We start from the raw sequence: 17,184 nt of genomic DNA on the forward strand, positions 1-17,184 counted from the left end.
CCGTTCAAATAACGTAGAACGATTTGTATTTTTTCATCAGCTGTAAATTTAGCCATAGAAAAACTGCACCTCCAATTGTTAGACTGTGTCTAACAATTGGGGTGCAGTTCAGCTTTACTCTTTTTTTACATTAGTTTAGATAAGCCTTAATAATAGTTTATTAAAATGAAAGTGTATTCATTCATTATATTCACTGTGTATAAAGTTATAATGATATGAACATTTGAATATTTTGATTTAGTAATAGAAATTTCATGAAAGGTGGGATATTCTAGTCATAGGTTAACCGGATGACATCATAGGATCCTAACAAAAAGTTTACAATAATTCGATTATAAAATGGAGGATTTCAGATGAAAAAGAAAGTACTTGCTTTAGCAGCAGCTATTACAGTAGTAGCTCCTTTACAAAGCGTTGCATTTGCTCATGAAAACGATGGGGGAAGTAAAATAAAAATAGTTCACCGCTGGTCTGCTGAAGATAAACATAAAGAAGGCGTAAATTCTCATTTATGGATTGTAAACCGTGCGATTGATATTATGTCTCGCAATACAACACTTGTAAAACAAGATCGAGTTGCACAATTAAATGAATGGCGTACGGAGTTAGAGAACGGTATTTATGCTGCTGACTATGAAAATCCTTATTATGATAATAGCACATTTGCTTCACATTTCTATGATCCAGACAATGGAAAAACATATATTCCATTTGCAAAGCAGGCAAAAGAAACTGGCGCTAAATATTTTAAATTAGCTGGTGAATCATATAAAAATAAAGATATGAAACAAGCATTCTTCTATTTAGGATTATCTCTTCATTATTTAGGAGATGTAAACCAACCGATGCATGCAGCAAACTTTACAAATCTTTCGTATCCACAAGGATTCCATTCTAAATATGAAAACTTTGTAGATACGATAAAAGATAATTATAAAGTGACGGATGGAAATGGATATTGGAACTGGAAAGGTACAAATCCAGAAGAGTGGATTCATGGAGCGGCAGTAGTAGCGAAACAAGATTACTCTGGAATTGTAAATGATAATACGAAAGATTGGTTCGTAAAAGCAGCTGTGTCACAAGAATATGCAGATAAATGGCGCGCTGAAGTTACGCCAATGACAGGTAAGCGATTAATGGATGCACAACGTGTTACTGCTGGATACATTCAGCTTTGGTTTGATACGTACGGAGATCGTTAAGTATTTAAAAAAGGTCAAATCTCACAATAGAGTATTTGACCTTTTTATCAATTTAGCCAAGAAGACTCCTTCCTCAAGGAGCGTGAAGGGCGTAGCCCAGCGAGTAGGTGGGAGATGAATTGGCTTCGAACAAGAGATGGCAGGAAGTCATCTTAATTGTTCGACATATGTAAAGTGTTACCGGATAATTTGTCATAATCACTTAACTAACTATCGAATGTGCGTTTGGTATATAATGGAAATATATCGAAATGGAGGTGAAATGAAGGATGATCAATAAAGCGTATAAATTTCGTATCTATCCAAATAAAGCACAAGCGATCCTGATCAATAAAACGATTGGTTGTTCTCGTTTTGTATTCAATCACTTCCTATCTCTATGGGATAATGCATACAAAGAAACAGGAAAAGGTTTGACATATGGTACATGCTCTGCCAAACTTCCTGCCATGAAGAAAGAGTTTGTTTGGCTAAAAGAAGTGGATAGTATTGCTATTCAATCGTCTGTTCGCAACCTTGTGGATGCTTATACACGCTTTTTTAAAAAACAAAACAGTGCCCCGCGTTTCAAATCTAAAAAGAACAACGTACAATCTTATACCACAAAACAAACAAATGAAAACATTGCTGTTGTCGGAAACAAAATGAAATTGCCGAAACTAGGTCTTGTTCGATTTGCCAAAAGTCGTGAAATAAAGGGACGTATTTTAAATGCTACGGTTAGACGGAACCCTTCTGGCAGATACTTTGTGTCATTGTTAGTTGAAACAGAAGTGCAAGAACTTCCGAAAACACATTCTTATATTGGAATGGATGTAGGATTAAAAGATTTCGCCATTTTGTCAGATGGAACAACCTATAAAAACCCTAAATTTTTTCGCTCATTGGAAGAGAAGTTGGCAAAAGCACAGCGCGTTCTTTCTAGAAGAATGAAAGGATCTTCTCGCTGGAATAAACAACGAGTAAGGGTAGCTAGAATTCATGAATACATAGCTAATGCTAGAAAAGATTACTTGGACAAAATCTCAACTGAAATCATCAAAAACCACGATGTTATCGGTATAGAAGATTTGCAAGTATCGAATATGTTAAAAAATCATAAGTTAGCAAAAGCGATTAGTGAAGTATCTTGGTCACAATTTAGAACGTTGCTAGAATACAAGGCAAAATGGTATGGAAAACAAGTCATTCTGGTATCCAAAACATTTGCTTCAAGCCAATTATGTTCTTGTTGTGGGTATCAAAATAAAGACGTTAAGAATCTAAATCTTCGTGAATGGGATTGTCCTGAGTGCAATAGTCATCACGACAGAGATATTAACGCAAGTATCAATCTTAAAAATGAAGCTTTAAGGCTTCTAACCGTAGGAACTACGGGGATAGCCTAATGAATTAGAAGCCATTAGGCTTCTGTACTTAGGAATCTCCCACTTCAAACAGTCCGTAAGGACGTTAAGTGGTGAGTAGTTCAATACTATACATATGGAGGGATGGAACGTGAAAGGTAAATTGCTAAAAGGTGTACTTAGCCTTGGGATTGGTTTAGGAGTTTTATACGGAGGATCTTCAGCTCAAGCAGATACGTCTACAGATCAAAACAACATTTTGAAAGTGATGACGCATAACGTGTACATGCTATCAACTAACTTATATCCGAATTGGGGACAAAGTCAGCGTGCTGATTTAATTGGGGCGGCAGATTATATTAAAAATCAAGACGTTGTTATATTAAATGAAGTGTTTGATAATAGTGCTTCAGATCGCCTTTTAGGAAATTTGAAGAAAGAATACCCAAATCAAACAGCTGTATTAGGTCGTAGTAACGGAAATGAATGGGATAAAACGTTAGGTAGTTATTCATCTTCAACGCCTGAAGATGGAGGCGTTGCAATCGTGAGCAAATGGCCGATCGTTGAAAAGGTTCAATATGTATTTGCACAAGGATGCGGACCGGATAATTTATCGAATAAAGGATTTGTATACACGAAAATTAAGAAAAATGATCATTTCGTTCATGTAATTGGGACGCATTTGCAGGCTGAAGATAGTATGTGCGGAAAAACTTCACCTGCATCTGTACGTACAAACCAGCTAAAAGAAATTCAAGATTTTATTAAAAATAAGAATATACCAAATGACGAGTACGTCCTATTTGGTGGTGATATGAACGTGAATAAAATAAATGCTGAGAACAATAGTGACTCAGAGTACGCATCGATGTTCAAAACATTGCACGCTTCTATTCCATCTTATACGGGACATACAGCAACTTGGGATGCGACGACAAACAGTATTGCAAAATATAATTTCCCTGATAGCCCTGCCGAGTATTTAGATTATATTATTGCAAGTAAAGACCATGCGAACCCGTCATTTGTAGAGAATAAAGTGTTACAACCGAAATCTCCACAGTGGACTGTTACATCATGGCTCAAAAAATATACGTATGATGATTATTCTGATCATTATCCAGTAGCAGCAACTATTTCTATGAAGTAGTCCTAAAAAAGTTTCTTCTTAAATAGGAAGAAACTTTTTTATTTTGTAGAGGAGATTCCAACTTTCTTTCCAATATGTATAAGACATATAGAGAAGAGGAGAGAAAAATGTGGATCGAGGAATTTTTAAAGAAGTTCCATTACCGTGTGCATTTTTGGATGAAGTAGCTTTAGATAGAAATATTCAATTGATTATAGAATTAAGTGGCAATAAGAAGATTCGTATAGCGAGTAAATCGTTACGTTCTGTTCCGGTTATGCAAAAGATTTTAGCTGCAAATGAACGATTTCAAGGTATTATGTGTTTTTCACCTAGGGAAGCTTTATTTTTAATTGAACAAGGATTCAATGATTTATTGCTCGGATATCCTGCTTATGATGAAAGAGCGTTACATGAAATAAGTTTGCTAACAAAGCAAGGGCTCATTATAACTTGTATGGTGGATTGTGAAGATCATATTGTTTATTTAGAAAAAATTGCTGAGAAGTCTAAAGGATGTTTTCGTGTTTGCTTAGATATTGATATGAGTAGTCTTTTTTTTAAGTTCCATTTTGGGGTCAAAAGATCACCGGTAAAAGATGTGCAAGGTGCTTTGAAAATAGTAAAAAGATTGAAAGAATCATCATTTTTAATACTAGATGGTGTAATGGGATATGAAGCCCAAATTGCTGGGGTAGGAGATCACATACCGAATCAACGAGCGAAAAGTAAAGTGATTTCATATTTAAAGAAGAAATCAGTGTTAGAAGTTAAAGAAAGAAGAGGACATATCGTAAAAGAAATACAAAATCTAGGTATTGAACTAAGGTTTGTAAATGGGGGAGGCACAGGAAGTATAAAAACAACTGAGCAAGATCATTCAGTTTCAGAGATTACAATAGGTTCGGCTTTTTATGCCCCGAAGCTGTTTGATTATTATAAAGAGGTGCAATTTCATCCAGCTGTCGGATTTGCTTTACCAGTTGTGCGTAAACCAGCACCAACAATTTACACTTGTTTAGGTGGTGGATATATGGCCTCAGGAGCAATCGGGAAAGATAAAGAACCTGAGATTTGGAGGCCAGATGGTGCCAAACTATTAGCTTTAGAAGGTGCTGGTGAAGTGCAAACACCGATTTTCTATAACGGTGAGGAACGAGTAGAAATAGGAGATTGTATCTTGTTTCGCCATAGTAAAGCTGGAGAGTTATGTGAGCGGTTTCCGTTTTTATATCGTGTGAAAGAAGGAGAGATTATTGGGAAGTATTCAACATATCGGGGGGATGGCCAATGCTTTCTATAAAGGGACAAAAATGGAGAAATTGGACAGGGAATGTAGAAGGAACACCGCATTATACGATGTATCCAGAAAGTATACAAGATGTAGTAGAAGTTGTAGAGCTTGCACGAAAAGAAGGGAAGAAAATTCGTGTTGTCGGTTCAGGACACTCGTTTACACCTCTTGTGCAAACGGAAGAAATTTTAGTTTCTTTAGATGAATTGAAGGGAACTGTGAATATTGATACGGAAGAAATGGTTGCCGAAGTATGGGCAGGAACAAAGTTACATGAGCTAGGGAAGTTACTTGAGGAAAAAGGTTATGCGCAAGAAAATTTAGGGGATATTGATTCGCAATCTATCGCAGGAGCAATTAGTACGGGGACGCATGGAACGGGTATTACCTTTGGAAGTTTATCAACACAAGTTATAGAGATTACCGCAGTTTTATCTACAGGTGAGAGTATAGTTTGTTCGGAAACGGAGAATGTACAATATTGGAGAGCTTTTCAGTTGTCGCTTGGGATGTTAGGTATCATTGTAAAAATAAAACTGAAGGTTATTCCAGCCTATTCACTCGTTTATAAAAGTGAAAAACAGTCATTATCTACTGTAATGAACAAGCTAGAAGAATATAAGAAGAATCGCCATTTTGAATTTTTTGTTTTTCCTTATTCAGATGAAGTGCAAGTGAAAATTACAAACGAAACAACGGGTAAAAAAAGTGATTTGAAATGGCATAAACTAAAGGTAGAGTTACTTGAAAATAAGATGTTCTCTTTGTTATCTAAAGGATGTAAATGGTTTCCTTCTATAAGTAAAGGAGTAAGTCGATTATCAGCTAAAGCTGTACCGAATACAAAAATAATTGGTCCGAGTTATGAAGTATTTGCTACATCGCGTGCGGTTCCATTTTATGAAATGGAGTATAGTGTTCCTTCAAAGTATATGCAGGCCGTTGTAGAAGAAATTTCAAACCTTATTGAAAAGAAAAAGTATAAAGTGCACTTCCCAATTGAATGCCGTTATGTGAAAAGGGATGATATATGGCTCAGTCCAGCGTATGGAAGAGATTCTGCGTATATAGCTGTTCATATGTATAAAGGTATGAAGTATGCTGCTTATTTTGGTGAGGTGGAGAAAATTTTTCTAAAGTATGAAGGACGCCCGCATTGGGGAAAAATGCATACGTTAACGTACGAAAAATTACAAAATATATATCCAGAATTGCATTCGTTTCTAAAGGTGAGGAAATTATTAGATGAAGCAGAAATGTTTTCAAATCCTTACACAGAAAAGTTATTTACGATTATGAAAAAAAGCTGACAAAGTATTACTTGTCAGCTTTTTTTAGTACGATCGCATTTCTTGTTTGACTAATTCGCTCGTAAAATAGTAACTTATCACGACTAAATACATGTAATAAAACATGAATAATAAATAGACCGTTAATTACGAGTTGGAATAATAATATAACTACTAATACTAAAGGCTCTTTAAGATTTAAGATAGAGCTACTAGAAAGAATATAATTGATTCCACCTAAAACGAAATAGAATATACCATAACGGATGAATAGTTCCTTCAACGTAATACGATCTGATTGTCCTTTCACGTAAATACGAAGCAATGCTTTACCGATTGTCTTTCCATTCGTAAAGTATGGAATGATAATAAAGTAAATAAAGATCGAACACGTTATGAAAATGAGTTCGTATATGTTCGTGTAAGATTGAATATTAGAAACAAAGAAAGAATTTCCTTTGTTTTTAATGACAGGTACAACGATGGATAAGAAAATCCAATCAATTTGCATCGCGATAAAGCGACGAACGAATCCGACTGGTTTCGTTTCCAAATCAATATGACTATCTAATTCGCTTGCTTTCGGAAGGAAGTACGTAAAAATTGGTGCAATGATAAAGCCGATTACGCCGCCTAATGTATTTAAAAACAGATCATCTATATCAAATAAGCGGTACGCACAATTGTATATACCGTATAGTCCAGTCACTTGTGTTAGCTCGAAAAAGAGTGAAAGACAAAAAGAAATACAAATTGTTTGTAAGAAACTACGTCGGAAATAATACCGTAAGTAAATACCGAATGGAACGGTTAATAGAACGTTAAATGCTACTTGTAAAAACGCAGATTCTTTTAATAGGTAGAAATAAGTAGCTGGTTTCGTTAAAATTGCCGAAGTATGATTACTAATTTCTTGTATGAAATAAAATGGTGATAGTTGCATGTGTTGTGTATTAGCCGGTTGTAGGCTACAAGTATCATATGTTTGTGGTAACGGCAAAATCACAAGAAAATAGGCATTTAATAAGTAAAGTAATAATGAGTACAAAATAAATGAACGCCATTTATTTAAATAACCGTACTTTCGGTAGTTAAATATTAAAAAAGGTATTAAGAGGAACATTGCTAAAATAGGAAATAAAATAAATGCTGTTTTTATTGGAAATATATATGCAGTCAAAATGAAGCTCCTTTCAATGAAAATTCGTTTATCATTATAACGTTAAAAGAAGCGTAAAACAAAATTAAAATATTTCGAAATAGAAAAAATTACAAATTTCAACGGAATTAAGTTATACTAAATTTAATATAATGATATTATGATTATTATAAGTTGAGAGAGGGTACAAAATATGCGATATGAGCTTTTTTCTGTAAGTGGGGATCATATTACAACTTTTGAAAGTGCGTGGCGTTTTCAAGAGGGAGAACAGATTTTTGTTCATGATGATCAAATAAAACGAAATTTTATTATTATCCGCCTAACGCATGATGTATTTCAACAAAATAAACATGTTATTCGTTTGTATTGTCAAGAAAAGAAAGTATATGCATAAAAAAACGAGTCGTTCTAGTGTAATAGAATGACTCGCTTTTTGATTTGTAAGTTTCACCTTATAAGAAAATAAGAGTAAGTACACCTACGATAATGCAATAGAAAGAGAAATATTTTAAATTTCCTTTTGCCATAATGTTCATAAACCATTTTAATGAAATATACGTCATGATAAATGTTGCGATAAATGCAACGATATATGGTACGAATAGTGTATCTAGATTTGGATCTTTTGCAATGTCTGTAATACTTAGTAATAAACCACCTAAGCTAACAGGGATATATAGTAAGAATGAGAAACGAAGAGCCGTTTCTTGCTTCATACCAAGTAACATCGCTGCTACGATTGTTGCACCTGATCGGCTGATTCCAGGAATTAGTGCGCAAGCTTGTGCTAGGCCGACAATAATTGCGTCTTTCATAGAAAGGTCGCCATCATTTTTACGTCCACGCAAGTTTCTAATAATCCAAAGACCGACAGCGGTAATAAGAAGGGAAATCCCAACCATTTTCACACCTTTTAAGTATTGATCGATGTAATCTTTAAATAAAACACCAATAACACCTGCTGGAATGGTCGCAATAACAAGGTAAATAATAAAGAAGAAATCTGATTTTGCATCTTCTGCTCTTGTAAATATATAAGATAGACCATTCTTCGTTAGACGAATTAAATCATTTCTATAAATAAGTAATACAGCTAATAATGAAGCTGAATTAACAAGTAGTTCAAAGCTAAACCCTTCGATTTTTAGTCCTAGCAAATGCTGTGCTAAAACGAGGTGACCACTTGAAGAAATCGGAATCGGTTCTGTTAGTCCTTGGAACAGACCAAGAATTAAATATTTTAAAATGTAGTAAAATTGTTCCATAATAACCTCCTTGTTTAATAGTCGAAAGAAACAACTTGTCCATTATAACAAAGATACGGATGAATATTGAGAAGAAATAAATATTCGAAATATAATAAAAATCCCTTATAGCAGTATAAGGGATTTTTATTATTAATGAGAAACTGCTGTTTCTTCAAGACTTTTCGTTAATTGAACATCGACTTTCTCAGCATCATGAATGTGATTCATAATAGTAGTATTTAACTTTTGGAACATTTGTTGTGTAGTAGCGAATTCTCGTAATATATCATCATTACAAGACTTTTGGTTTTCAATAGCTTTAATAACATTAGTAGCACCGTTTTGTAACGTTTGAATCATAATTAAAATATTTTCAATTCTAGCGTTTGTATCGGCACTCATTTCTACACCTTCATCGACTAAATGCAAATTATCTTTTGTATTATCGTATGCTTTTTCAATTTCTTCTTGAATTTTTTTCGTTAAGTTGCCAATGTTTTTTGTACTTTCAGCTGTACTTTCAGCTAATTTTCTTACTTCATTGGCAACGACAGCGAATCCTTTACCATGTTCACCAGCACGTGCAGCTTCAATGCTTGCATTTAAAGCAAGTAAATTTGTTTGTGCTGCAATGTTTTGAATGACTTCTACAATTTGCTCGATTTCTTTTGAGCGTTCACTTAAATGATTCATACTATTAGACGTACGTTGAGATTGTTCGCCTAATTTGTTAATTACAATAAGTAAACGGTGAACAGATTCTTTTCCTTCATTAGAGCAGTCAATGATTTCTTCAATAGATTGAATTAAGCTTTGTTCTTTTTGTAACATTTCATTATTTAATTCATTGGAATGTGTAGTGCGTGTTGAAACATTTTCGAAACATGAGCTTAATTGTTGAACTAAATTTTGAAGTGTATTGTGCTGGTTATTTACAAGTTGATGCTCTTGAACAACGCTTTGTACACGATCGTGGATAGAAGAAATAGTCTCTTGTTGTTCGATATCCTTTTGTTTTAATTCTGCTTCTAGTTCTTGTATACGACTTTCTAATTGATCAATTTTATGTTGGAGTGATTTCTTTTGAGTAAACATATATTTATTTCAACCGCCTTTAGAAGTTATATTTTCTCTATATTTGGATTTTAGCATCTTTTATAATTTTTAAATATAGGAATTGTTAAATATTTAAGAATCTATTACATTTTATGCATAATTCCCTTTTTTTCGTCATGAAAAATAAACTGTATTTAATGGTATTGTAAACAAACTGTAAAATAAATCATGTATAACTGTATAAGAAGGGAGTCGGATTATGAACTATTTTAAGCGAATCAGTAGTCTAGTATTAGCAGGAATTATAAGTCTTTCTAGTACAGTCGCTGTTAAAGCAGAGTCAAACGACGAGAAACTTAACAACATGCAACAGCAATTGCAGCAAAACGATGCAGAAATGCAAAAGAAAGAGCAAGAGAAGCAAGCTGTTAGTAAAGAAATTCAAGGTATCGAAAACGAACTACATAATTTAAATAATACAATTGCAAAAAATAAAGAGGATCAAGCTGCTATTCAACGTAAAATTGATGAAACACATAAGCAGATTGAGCAAAAAAAGGAAGAAATTGTCGTTTTAGAGGATAAAGTCCTTGCTCGTAAAGATATTATGAGAAAACGTATGGTTTCTGTTCAAAACAGTTCAAATACAAGTTTAGTAGTAGAAGTTGTAGTAGAGTCAAAAAACTTTGCAGATTTCTTACAACGTATGAACGCAGTTTCTACTATTTTAGAAGCTGATAAAGAAATTTTACGTCTACAGGAACAAGATCTTCGTCAAATTGAAGCAGACAAGAAAACAATTGACGAAAAAGAAGCATCTTTAGTAGTAGACAAACAAAAATTAGCAAAAGCACAAGCTGATTTGCAAGATAACTTGAAAAAGCGTCAAGCTAACTTACAAACAGTTCAAGCTAAATATAATCAGGTTGCAAGCCAACTTAATTTAGCTGCAGAAGAAAAGGCTAAAATCGAATCAAACATGAAGGCAGTACAAGAAACGATTGCTCGTGAGCAAGAAGCAGCAAGAATTGCAGCAGAAGAGCGTGCAAAAGCGGAGGCAGCTGCAAAGGCTGAACAAGAAGCTTTAGCGAAAGCGCAAGCGGAAATTGCTGAAAAGCAAAAGCAAGCAAAAGCTAGTAAACCAGCTGATAAACCAGCTGAACCAGTTACTAATAATAATTCGAAGGTAGAACCTCCACAACCTGAACCATCTCCTAAGCCAACTGCTGGTGGGAAAGAAATTTATGTAGAAGCTACAGCTTATACAGCTGATCCAGGGGAAAATGGTTATGCACCAGGTCAACAAGTATTCTCTGCATGGGGACCAGGTGGTAAAGGTTATAATCTAACTGCAAACCCAGGAATGAAATTAATTGCTGTAGATCCAAAAGTTATTCCATTAGGTAAAACTGTAAATGTTGAAGGTTATGGAGTCGCAATTGCAGCAGATACTGGTGGAGCGATTAAAGGTAACAGAATTGATGTGTTAATGCCTGATAAAGGGTCTTCTAGTCAATGGGGAAGAAAAATCGTTAAAGTTACAATTTTAAACTAACACGTAATCCAACTTTACAATACGTAGAGTTGGATTTTTTTATAAAAACAATGTTAAGTTGAGTTTACATTTTGTTAAGTATAGCATACAATGATGGTGAGAGGTGGTAAATTTGACCATTTTAAATAGAGTGAAGGAATTAAGAGCGCGGTTTAATTTTTCGCAAAGTGTATTAGCAGAAAAGGTTGGAGTGACGAGACAAACGATTGCTGCAATTGAAAAAGGGGATTATGTTCCTTCATTGTTATTAGCGCTTATGATTTGCGATGTGTTCGAGCTCAAGATGGAAGATGTGTTTGTTTTAAATAAGGAGGGGGAAGAGGATGAATAGACTTGTATTTTCCTATATGTTGAATGTACTCTTAATGGTATTAGCAGGTTGGGCATTTATTGAGTTATATTATTTTACTATCGAAGTTGCTAATTTTATTCAAACGAAGAGGTTACCATTTGAAGTTTCGGTGAGTTTAATGCCAATAGGATTGCTTTTAATATTTGGTATTGTATCGACTGTTCTTTATAAAATTCAAAAGAAAAAATATAAAGAGCTATCATATTGGATGTTTCCACTGTTATTTCCTCAAGAAGACGAGCGGGAAAAGGCGATTACAGAAAAGGCTTGTCGTACTACATTTATGTCACTATGGTACGTGTTGCCTTGTGCGGTTGGTTTTTTAACGCTTTCTCCAATTGCTAATCTATATGTTCCTGCATATCCAATATATATTGCATTTAGTATTTTCTTTATTCAAATGACAATTTTCCACGTATCTTTATATCGAAATAAAATCGCTTAAAAAGAAACCTTCTTGCATCAGCAAGAAGGTTTCTTTTCAGCTTACACTTGTACATATAGCAATATTATCTTATCATTTTAAATAGAGTAAGATTTTGTAACGGAAAGGAATTGTATATGAATAAGCAAAGAATTTATAGTATAGTAGCAATCCTCCTATTTGTTGTAGGTGGTGTATTAATCGGCAAACCATTTTATGATGGATATCAAGCTGAAAAGAAACAGACTGAAAATGTACAGGCTGTTCAAAAAATGGATTATGAAAAACATGAGACAGAATTTGTAGATGCTTCGAAAATTAATCAACCAGACTTGGCAGAAGTAGCGAACGCATCTTTAGATAAGAAACAAGTAATTGGTCGTATTTCGATTCCGAGTGTTTCATTAGAACTTCCTGTTTTAAAATCTTCTACTGAGAAAAACTTATTATCAGGTGCAGCAACAGTAAAAGAAAATCAAGTAATGGGAAAAGGGAACTATGCATTAGCAGGACATAACATGTCTAAAAAAGGTGTTTTATTTAGTGATATAGCGTCTCTAAAAAAAGGCGATAAAGTTTATTTGTATGATAATGAAAACGAATATGAATATGCGGTTACTGGTGTATCTGAAGTAACTCCTGATAAATGGGAGGTTGTTGAAGATCATGGGAAAGATGAGATAACGCTTATTACATGTGTATCTGTAAAAGATAATTCTAAACGTTATGTTGTTGCTGGTGATTTAGTAGGAACGAAGGCGAAGAAATAAAAAAGAAGGTCAACTCTCTAAAGAGTTGACCTTCTTTTTTACTAATGTTGAGAAATAATAGAATATTTTAGTTGGTATTTAAGTATTTTTCTATTTATGTATAATAAAGTTAGAATTCAAGATTTTGGGAGGAACAAGAGTGAAACAACAGGTGAAGAAACTTCTTTTAACAACAAGTGTAGCGTTATTGGTAACTCCAATTTCAGCCTATGCGCATCCAGGACGTACAGATGCTAATGGGGGACATACGTGTCGTACAAATTGTGAAAAATGGGGATTGCAGTACGGGGAATATCATTATCACAATAAACCAGCTTCTAGTAGTGGTGCAACAAGTCCAGCTCCTAGTCAAAATAATAATGGTGCTGTAGAAGCTGAAAGACAAGCGGAAGCGCAGCGCAATGCTGAAGCTGAAAAACAACGTGCCGCAGAGGCGCAGCGTAAAGCTGAAGAAGAGAGACAACGTGTAGCGGAGGAACAAAGAAAAGCAGAGGCAGAGAGACAACGTGTAGCTGAAGAACAAAGAAAAGCGGAAGAAGCACGTAAGCGAGAGGAAGCACAACGTCAAGCTGATATGGAAAAAGGACAGCTTGAGGGACAAAAAAATGGAGAGATTGATTTTAAAGCGGGGAAAAATGATGCAGAATCACATTTAGCTGGAAAATCAGATACATATAAAGAAGCATTCAAAACTGCTTATGCTGCATCTTGGTCTTTAGAAGAGCAGAAGAAAACGAATTTTGAAAAAGGAAAAGAGCAAGGTTTAGCACAAGAGACGATGGAAGATAGTCAAATTGCTCCAGAGTTTAAGCCGAATTTTGCAGAAGGTTTCCAAGTAGGGAATAAAGAAAGAACAGAAAAAATTGAAAAAGAGCAAGCTGAACTAGGGGAAAAGGCAGGTAAGGAATTAGCCGGAAAGAACCCCGGAAATAGAGAGAAAGATGTGTACGTGAAGGCGTATGAAACAGCTTATGAAAAGGGTTATAAATCTACAAAAAAAGCAGTAGAAAAGGCTGGCTATAAGTATGCATTTGAAAACTATGATTTGAAAGTTCCTGCTAAATATGAAAAAAATGAATCGTTAAAGAAATGGTTTATTGAAGGATTTAAATCAAATAAAAAAGCAGCAGAAATTAGAGAAGAAGGATATAAAAAAGGAGACAGTTGGCTTGCATTCTTCTATAAGAATTTTGTGCCAAGTGAATATAAAGAACATAAAAATCTGTACGAACAAGCGATAGAAAAAGGTAAGAATGCATAAAAAAGATGAGGGATTTCCCCTCATCTTTTTTAATCCATCCATTTCACTAATTTCTTAGAAATTAATAATAAAACACAACCTAATACAATTGCTACAGCGCCAATTACTGTAAATACTTCAGCATATCCAAGTGAAGTTGTGAAGCTTGCAAGTTGTCCACCTAAAATGTTGGCGATTCCTGAGCTTGCTAACCATACTCCCATTAATAAAGAAGCAAGTTTTACTGGGGCAAGTGCACTAACCATTGATAGTCCGACAGGTGATAAGAATAGCTCACCTAACGTATGGAAAAGATACGTAAAGACGATAAATAGTAAGTTTGCTTTTTCTGTAATGTTATGTTCATCACTACCTGTTTTTAATGTAGCAATAACGAGAATGATATAACCGATACCGAGCAAGATCATACCAAGTCCCATTTTAGTTGGGATTTTTAAATCTCCACGCTTGCGAGTCGCAAGTTTTGCCCATAATGCCGAAATGACTGGAGCAAGTAAAATAATAAATAATGGATTGACCGATTGGAACCAAGATGTTGGAACTTCCCATCCGAATACAGAGCGGTCTACAAATTTGTTTGTATATAATGTTAATGAACTACCAGCTTGTTCAAAGCCAGCCCAGAAGAAGACAACGAAGCATGTTAAAATGACGATAACTGCAGTACGTTGTTTTTCTTTTTTTGTTAACGGTGTATCTCCTACTGATGGTTGTCCATCTGTTGTTTGTAAATCGCGAGTTGGTTTTTTACCGATATCACCAAGGAAGCGATTTGATAGTGTTGTAAATAAAATTTGTCCAATAATCATTCCGATTGAAGCGGCTAAGAATCCGTAACGGAATCCGTAATGTACAACGCCATCAACCGTTGTTTTGAATAAATTTTCTGATAAAAATCCGCAAACGAGTGGAGCTAAAAATGATCCGACATTAATACCCATATAGAAAATGGTAAATGCACTATCACGTTTTGGATCGTTCTCTTCGTATAATTCCCCAACCAGTGTAGAGATGTTTGGTTTGAAGAATCCGTTACCGATAATAATAAGCGCTAATCCGAGGTATAGGCCGACTTGGTTTTGTAAGGCAAATAGTGTAAGGTTACCGATTGCCATTGTTATACCACCAATTGTGATCGCTTTTCGTCTACCTAGAAAACGGTCTGTTAAGTATCCACCAATCATTGGTGTGAAATAACAGGCTCCAGTATAAAATCCGTAAATAGAGAGTGCCCATGCGGGACTAAACCCAAGACCACCGCTTACTAAAGCTGTCGTTAAATATAATGTTAATAATCCTCGTAATCCATAGTAACTAAATCTTTCCCACATTTCTGTAAAGAAGAGTAAGTATAAACCTGGAGGATGTTTCTTTTTTCTTTGTTGTTCTCTTTCTAGTTGTATCGCTGATTCCATGTTATTTTCCTCCTGACACAAACAAAAACAAAGTTAATAATTTTGTACATTTAATATTTTACCTTATTAACTATTATAAGTCAATAAAGGTTGATTTTTCAGAAGAAATTGGAAAAGGGGGGTAGCTATAGAATGGATGTTTCTTTTATGTTAGACTATGGACTATGTTTTCTTTGTAAGGAAGCGGGTTTTTGCACTTTTTTATATGTGGAATTGATTTCATAAAAGATGAAATCAAAGAAGGAGAAAGAGATGAAATTGTTACAGAAAAAAGAAATTTTACTTATTAGTCTTATGTTATTCTCAATGTTCTTTGGAGCGGGGAATCTTATATTCCCGCCTTTTCTTGGATATGAAGCAGGAGAACATGTGTGGATTTCATTAGTAGGGTTTATTATATCAGCAACAGGTCTTCCGATATTGGGAGTTATTGCGATTGCAAAAGCAGGAAGTTTTCAAACGCTAGCGGGTAGAGTTCATTCTTCATTCGCCATTATTTTTCCGTGTATCGTGTATGTATTTATTGGACCAGGCCTTGGTATTCCGCGTGCAGGAAGTCTAGCTTTTGAAATGGGACCGGGTCAGCTATTTCCGGAAGCGGGTAGCGTAGTCTTATTATGTTACACAGTTATTTTCTTTAGTATTGTGTACTGGTTAAGTTTATCACCGTCTAAATTAATGGGGTTGTTCGGAAAAGTTTTAACACCGTTATTATTAGGTATGATTGCTCTTATCTTTATAAAAAGCATGTTTACATCAGTAGGTAGTGTGAAAGAGGCTGCTGGAAATTATGGACAAGCGCCTATGTTCCAAGGGTTTTTAGATGGATATTTAACGATGGATGCATTAGCAGCTTTAATTTTTGGGATTGTGATTGCAAATGCTCTTCGTGCAAAAGGTATTGAAGATGATAAAGGTTTAGCGAAATATATGAGTATTGCTGGAATTGGTGCAGGACTATTATTATCTATTATTTATGTCATACTTGGATATGTCGGTTCAATGAGTGGTTCATTGGGGACATTTGATAATGGCGCGCAAGTGTTAGCGCAAGTGATGACTACATTATTTGGGCAAGGCGGGGTCGTTTTATTAGGTCTTATTTTTACGATCGCGTGTTTATGTGTGTCAATCGGACTTGTTACATCTTGTAGTCAATTTTTCGCAAGTGCATTTCCGAAAGTAGCTTATAAAGTTTGGGCATTTATATTAAGTTTGGTTAGTATGATTTTAGCTAATTTAGGATTAACACAAATTTTAAAAGTATCAGTACCGATTCTTGGATTTATTTATCCAGTTGCATTAACGCTTATTATTTTAGGGCTATTCCATAAGTATATTGAGAAGTATGCATACGTATATACAGTAACTGTTGGAATTGTAGCGGTGTTTAGTGCAGTTGATATTTTCAATAAAAATGTGATGATGAATCAGTGGACATCAGTATTGAAATACATTCCGTTTTATATGGAAGGTGTTGGGTGGATTGTTCCAGCTATTATAGGTGCTTGTATTGGTGTTATCGTGAGTAGTGTTTTAAATAAGAAGAAATGAGTAAAAGGTGTTTTCCTATTTTGGAAAACACCTTTCTTTTTTGGAAAAATAGTATTGAAAATGAATAGACTAAGAGTATGATAAAAGTAATTGGTAATATATAGGTTTTGAACGGATGATGA

Annotated in this window: 15 protein-coding genes and 1 pseudogene; 12 read left to right on the plus strand and 4 right to left on the minus strand. The window is 34.6% G+C overall.

What is annotated here, in order from left to right:
• Positions 1-353: 353 nt before the first annotated feature.
• The 5 genes from cerA (at position 354) to ACTFNE_RS26420 (ending at position 6,287) form a co-directional block, all read left to right on the plus strand.
• Positions 354-1,205 (plus strand): phospholipase CerA, encoded by an 852-nt coding sequence (cerA, locus tag ACTFNE_RS26400; protein ID WP_000731014.1) that lies wholly within the window; start codon positions 354-356, stop codon positions 1,203-1,205.
• 269 nt (positions 1,206-1,474) lie between these two features.
• Entirely contained in the window at positions 1,475-2,593 is a 1,119-nt protein-coding gene (tnpB, locus tag ACTFNE_RS26405; RefSeq protein WP_046197160.1) for an IS200/IS605 family element RNA-guided endonuclease TnpB, read from the plus strand.
• Between the two features lie 94 nt (positions 2,594-2,687).
• Positions 2,688-3,704, plus strand: a complete 1,017-nt coding sequence (gene sph / locus ACTFNE_RS26410) for a sphingomyelinase C (RefSeq protein ID WP_254796425.1) — start codon at positions 2,688-2,690, stop codon at positions 3,702-3,704.
• 109 nt (positions 3,705-3,813) lie between these two features.
• Complete coding sequence (locus tag ACTFNE_RS26415; RefSeq protein WP_000373739.1) at positions 3,814-4,986, plus strand: amino acid deaminase/aldolase; 1,173 nt, start codon at positions 3,814-3,816, stop codon at positions 4,984-4,986.
• The gene (locus ACTFNE_RS26420; protein ID WP_270706252.1) at positions 4,974-6,287 is read left to right on the plus strand and encodes a D-arabinono-1,4-lactone oxidase; all 1,314 of its coding nucleotides are present in this window, start codon (positions 4,974-4,976) and stop codon (positions 6,285-6,287) included. The genes ACTFNE_RS26415 and ACTFNE_RS26420 overlap by 13 nt, the downstream gene beginning before the upstream one ends.
• A gap of 7 nt (positions 6,288-6,294) precedes the next feature.
• On the opposite strand, the gene ACTFNE_RS26425 is transcribed toward ACTFNE_RS26420, so the two are convergent.
• Positions 6,295-7,446 (minus strand): VanZ family protein, encoded by a 1,152-nt coding sequence (locus tag ACTFNE_RS26425; protein ID WP_000127970.1) that lies wholly within the window; start codon positions 7,444-7,446, stop codon positions 6,295-6,297.
• 172 nt (positions 7,447-7,618) lie between these two features.
• Between ACTFNE_RS26425 and ACTFNE_RS26430 the strand changes: the two genes are divergently transcribed.
• Positions 7,619-7,822 carry a hypothetical protein gene (locus ACTFNE_RS26430; RefSeq protein WP_001268330.1) on the plus strand — a complete coding sequence of 68 codons (204 nt, stop codon included), beginning with the start codon at positions 7,619-7,621 and terminating at the stop codon, positions 7,820-7,822.
• Between the two features lie 58 nt (positions 7,823-7,880).
• On the opposite strand, the gene ACTFNE_RS26435 is transcribed toward ACTFNE_RS26430, so the two are convergent.
• Positions 7,881-8,693 (minus strand): undecaprenyl-diphosphate phosphatase, encoded by an 813-nt coding sequence (locus ACTFNE_RS26435; RefSeq protein WP_000434782.1) that lies wholly within the window; start codon positions 8,691-8,693, stop codon positions 7,881-7,883.
• A gap of 132 nt (positions 8,694-8,825) precedes the next feature.
• Positions 8,826-9,359: pseudogene (locus tag ACTFNE_RS26440) on the minus strand (methyl-accepting chemotaxis protein); the annotation flags it as partial.
• Positions 9,360-9,990: 631 nt separating this feature from the next.
• Here ACTFNE_RS26440 and ACTFNE_RS26445 point away from each other — a divergent pair.
• From ACTFNE_RS26445 to ACTFNE_RS26465, 5 genes are all read left to right on the plus strand, one after another.
• A complete protein-coding gene (locus ACTFNE_RS26445; RefSeq protein ID WP_046197157.1) occupies positions 9,991-11,286 on the plus strand; it encodes a 3D domain-containing protein in 1,296 nt (431 codons plus the stop codon).
• 112 nt (positions 11,287-11,398) lie between these two features.
• On the plus strand, positions 11,399-11,617 hold the full coding sequence (locus tag ACTFNE_RS26450) for a helix-turn-helix transcriptional regulator (protein ID WP_046197156.1): 219 nt from the start codon (positions 11,399-11,401) through the stop codon (positions 11,615-11,617).
• Positions 11,610-12,083 carry a hypothetical protein gene (locus ACTFNE_RS26455; protein WP_046197155.1) on the plus strand — a complete coding sequence of 158 codons (474 nt, stop codon included), beginning with the start codon at positions 11,610-11,612 and terminating at the stop codon, positions 12,081-12,083. Before ACTFNE_RS26450 ends, ACTFNE_RS26455 begins: the two co-directional genes overlap by 8 nt.
• A gap of 116 nt (positions 12,084-12,199) precedes the next feature.
• Positions 12,200-12,832: a class A sortase gene (locus ACTFNE_RS26460; RefSeq protein WP_046197154.1), complete on the plus strand. Its 633-nt coding sequence runs from the start codon at positions 12,200-12,202 to the stop codon at positions 12,830-12,832.
• 139 nt (positions 12,833-12,971) lie between these two features.
• Positions 12,972-14,093 carry a YHYH domain-containing protein gene (locus tag ACTFNE_RS26465; protein ID WP_270706253.1) on the plus strand — a complete coding sequence of 374 codons (1,122 nt, stop codon included), beginning with the start codon at positions 12,972-12,974 and terminating at the stop codon, positions 14,091-14,093.
• Between the two features lie 29 nt (positions 14,094-14,122).
• Here the strand turns inward: ACTFNE_RS26465 and ACTFNE_RS26470 are convergent, their stop codons facing one another.
• Complete coding sequence (locus ACTFNE_RS26470; RefSeq protein WP_000443147.1) at positions 14,123-15,508, minus strand: peptide MFS transporter; 1,386 nt, start codon at positions 15,506-15,508, stop codon at positions 14,123-14,125.
• Positions 15,509-15,760: 252 nt separating this feature from the next.
• Between ACTFNE_RS26470 and brnQ1 the strand changes: the two genes are divergently transcribed.
• Entirely contained in the window at positions 15,761-17,062 is a 1,302-nt protein-coding gene (gene brnQ1, locus ACTFNE_RS26475; protein ID WP_098487519.1) for a branched-chain amino acid transport system II carrier protein BrnQ1, read from the plus strand.
• Positions 17,063-17,184: the final 122 nt, after the last annotated feature.

The sequence above is a fragment of the Bacillus cereus group sp. MYBKT111-2 genome, assembly GCF_051915205.1.
GTDB lineage: Bacteria > Bacillota > Bacilli > Bacillales > Bacillaceae_G > Bacillus_A > Bacillus_A paranthracis.

Bases quoted from the DNA above. Each gene is read 5' to 3' on its own strand.
- cerA (WP_000731014.1), top strand. From the start codon at position 354: ATGAAAAAGAAAGTACTTGCTTTAGCAGCAGCTATTACAGTAGTAGCT.
- tnpB (WP_046197160.1), top strand. From the start codon at position 1,475: ATGATCAATAAAGCGTATAAATTTCGTATCTATCCAAATAAAGCACAA.
- sph (WP_254796425.1), top strand. From the start codon at position 2,688: ATGGAGGGATGGAACGTGAAAGGTAAATTGCTAAAAGGTGTACTTAGC.
- ACTFNE_RS26420 (WP_270706252.1), top strand. From the start codon at position 4,974: ATGCTTTCTATAAAGGGACAAAAATGGAGAAATTGGACAGGGAATGTA.
- ACTFNE_RS26430 (WP_001268330.1), top strand. From the start codon at position 7,619: ATGCGATATGAGCTTTTTTCTGTAAGTGGGGATCATATTACAACTTTT.
- ACTFNE_RS26435 (WP_000434782.1), bottom strand. From the start codon at position 8,693: ATGGAACAATTTTACTACATTTTAAAATATTTAATTCTTGGTCTGTTC.
- ACTFNE_RS26445 (WP_046197157.1), top strand. From the start codon at position 9,991: ATGAACTATTTTAAGCGAATCAGTAGTCTAGTATTAGCAGGAATTATA.
- ACTFNE_RS26455 (WP_046197155.1), top strand. From the start codon at position 11,610: ATGAATAGACTTGTATTTTCCTATATGTTGAATGTACTCTTAATGGTA.
- ACTFNE_RS26460 (WP_046197154.1), top strand. From the start codon at position 12,200: ATGAATAAGCAAAGAATTTATAGTATAGTAGCAATCCTCCTATTTGTT.
- ACTFNE_RS26470 (WP_000443147.1), bottom strand. From the start codon at position 15,508: ATGGAATCAGCGATACAACTAGAAAGAGAACAACAAAGAAAAAAGAAA.
- brnQ1 (WP_098487519.1), top strand. From the start codon at position 15,761: ATGAAATTGTTACAGAAAAAAGAAATTTTACTTATTAGTCTTATGTTA.